Annotated in this window: 3 protein-coding genes; all 3 read right to left on the reverse strand. The window is 63.4% G+C overall.

Annotation, left to right across the window (positions count from 1 at the left end; translation table 11 throughout):
* Positions 1-23: 23 nt before the first annotated feature.
* The gene (gene tnpC / locus NKH70_RS35560) at positions 24-1,628 is read right to left on the reverse strand and encodes an IS66 family transposase (RefSeq protein WP_353027463.1); all 1,605 of its coding nucleotides are present in this window, start codon (positions 1,626-1,628) and stop codon (positions 24-26) included.
* Between the two features lie 73 nt (positions 1,629-1,701).
* Entirely contained in the window at positions 1,702-2,046 is a 345-nt protein-coding gene (gene tnpB, locus NKH70_RS35565; RefSeq protein WP_353027464.1) for an IS66 family insertion sequence element accessory protein TnpB, read from the reverse strand.
* The gene (locus tag NKH70_RS35570; protein WP_245274633.1) at positions 2,043-2,423 is read right to left on the reverse strand and encodes a transposase; all 381 of its coding nucleotides are present in this window, start codon (positions 2,421-2,423) and stop codon (positions 2,043-2,045) included. Before NKH70_RS35570 ends, tnpB begins: the two co-directional genes overlap by 4 nt.
* Positions 2,424-2,535 lie beyond the last annotated feature (112 nt).

Genomic DNA, 2,535 nt, shown 5'->3' on the forward strand with positions numbered 1-2,535 from the left:
CGTAAGCGGGCAGCTGAGGCCGTTCAGCGCTGGTAATTCCATGGCATGAGGGCGTCGATATCGCTGTTTGGCCAGCCATTGGCAATGCGCTCGAGGGTCAGGGTGAGCCAGGCGTGCGGATCGACCTGATTCATCTTGGCGGTGGTCAGCAGGGTGGCGATGGTGGCCCATGTCCGTCCGCCGCCGTCGCTGCCCGCGAAGAGGCTGTTCTTTCGGGTAATTGTCTGCGGCCGAATGGCGCGCTCGACGGTGTTGGAGTCGATTTCGATCCGGCCGTCAGTGAGGAAGCGCTCCAGCGCGGCACGCCGGCCGAGTGCATAGCGGATCGCCTCGGCCGGCTTCGATTTTCCCGACAGCTTGGGCAGCTCCTTTTCCCACAGCGCAAAGAGAGCGGCAACGATGACGGCGGATTTCTCCTGACGCGCAGTTATCCGTACTGCCGGGTCCTGGCCGCGTACGGCCTCCTCGGCGGCCCACAGTGGGGCCATCTGCGCCACCGTCTGCGAGGCGATAACGGAGGAGCCTGCGGCATGCAGTTCGTAGAACTTGCGCCGCACGTGCGACCAGCACGCCGCCAGCATCACGCCGTCATTGCCCCGATCGGATCGGGCCAGCCGGTTATAGGCGGCGTATCCGTCGACTTGCAGGATGCTGCGATAGCCGTCCAGATGACGGGCGACACATTCGCCGGCGCGGCTGTCTTCGAAGCGGTAGGCGACGATGGGCGGTCCACTGCCGCCAAAGGGCCGATCATCGCGGACATAGGTCCAGAGGTAGGCCGTCTTGGCCTTGCCAGATCCCGGCGCCAGCGTTGGCAGCGTGGTCTCATCGGCGAAGACCCGCTCCCCCTGCTTGATGCGAGCCAGTGCGTAATCGGCGAGCGGCTCGAGCTCGAAGCCGAGCTTGCCCATCCACTGCGCCATCTGTGACCGGTCGATCTCGACCTGATCGCGGGCATAGATCGCTTCCTGGCGGTAGAGCGGCAGGCCATCGGCGTATTTCGACACCGCGATCTGCGCCAGCAGCGCTTCGGTCGGAATGCCGCTTTCGATGATGCGGGCGGGCGCGGCTGCCTGGATGACGCCGTCCCAACCCTTGTAGGCATATTTGGGGCGACGCGTAACGATCACCCGGAACTTCGCCGGGGTGACATCGAGCCGTTCGGAGACGTCCTCGCCGATCAGGATCTTTTCCAGCGCTTCGCAGCCAGCAGGCGTTTCGGGCTCGATGACCACCTCGACCCGTTCGAGATGGGCCGCAAAGCCTTTGCGAGGGCGCGGGGCGCGCTTCGCTTTCGAGCCGCCCGCAGACTTCTCCATCTGCGCTTGGATGGCCGCCACGCCGGTTTCGATCTCGTCGAAGACCAGAGCGTACTGCTCCTCGCTCAGCGCACCGGCCCGCAACCTTTCGGAGCGGCTGCCGAAGCGCGACCGCTCCAGCATCTTCACCACCGCCGTCAGTCGTGCGATCCGCTCCTCGGCGCTCTTGTTGACCAACTCGAGATGCGTATTGTGGGCTTCGAGATCGGCATTACGCTCTTCCAGACCGGCGGCTTTTTCGGCCATGGCAACAACCATCGCCTTGAGCGCGTCAACGTCGTCCGGGAGCGCGAGATCGGGTGCCGACATGGCCAAAATCAGAGCATATTCGCGGGCAATTTTCCCGCGTTTTCAGGCCCCTGATTCATCATGCCGCAGGGTTTTACCCAACCGATTGCGGCCGCCTGACGGTCTCCGTTCGAACCCGTTTCCAGTCCATTCCCTCAACCAGAGCCATGAGCTGAGCATGATTGAGCTGGACCCGGTGGTGGCCGATCCGCGGCCAGCAGAACTTCGCCTCATCCAGCCGCTTGGCATAAAGACACACGCCGCTGCCGTCCCACCAGACGATCTTGATCCTGTCCGCTCTTTTGGCGCGGAATACATAAAGTGCGCCGTTGAATGGATCCGAGCCGGCATCGCGCACCAGTGCCAAAAGGCCGTCGGGACCTTTTCTAAAATCGACGGGATGACTGGCGAGCAACACCTTCACGCCAGCCAGGATCATGCCTGGCGAACCGCCCGGATAATCCGCACCAGCTGCTCCTCATTGATATCGGCACCGGCGCGAATGACCACGCCACCCAGCTCGATCTCCACCGACGCAGACGCTGTCGGCGTGACCTCGACAAAGCCGAGCCGCTCCGCATCCCTGTGTGGCGTGACCGCACCGCTCTTGATCGCCTTGCTCCGCCAGCCGAACAGCTGGGCCGGCGCCATCCCCGCCTGTCTGGCAATGGCCGATACATTCGCGCCCGGCTTCAGTGTCGCCTCGATCAGCCGCGACTTCGCTTCCGCCGACCAGCGCCGGCGCGGACGCTGCGGGCTTGCCTCCAGTCGGTTGGCAACCGCTTCAAGAACATGGAAACTTCTATCATCAGGCATAGGCGCAGACATAGAAATTGACACTGCAAGCTCCTCGGCTCCTTGCTTCAGTGTCAGTATGTCTCGCTCATCACCTCAAGCCGCGCCAGATGGGGTCAGCTTGGCGCTTACG

Source organism: Mesorhizobium sp. M0991, assembly GCF_040318915.1.
In the GTDB taxonomy this organism is placed as follows: domain Bacteria; phylum Pseudomonadota; class Alphaproteobacteria; order Rhizobiales; family Rhizobiaceae; genus Mesorhizobium.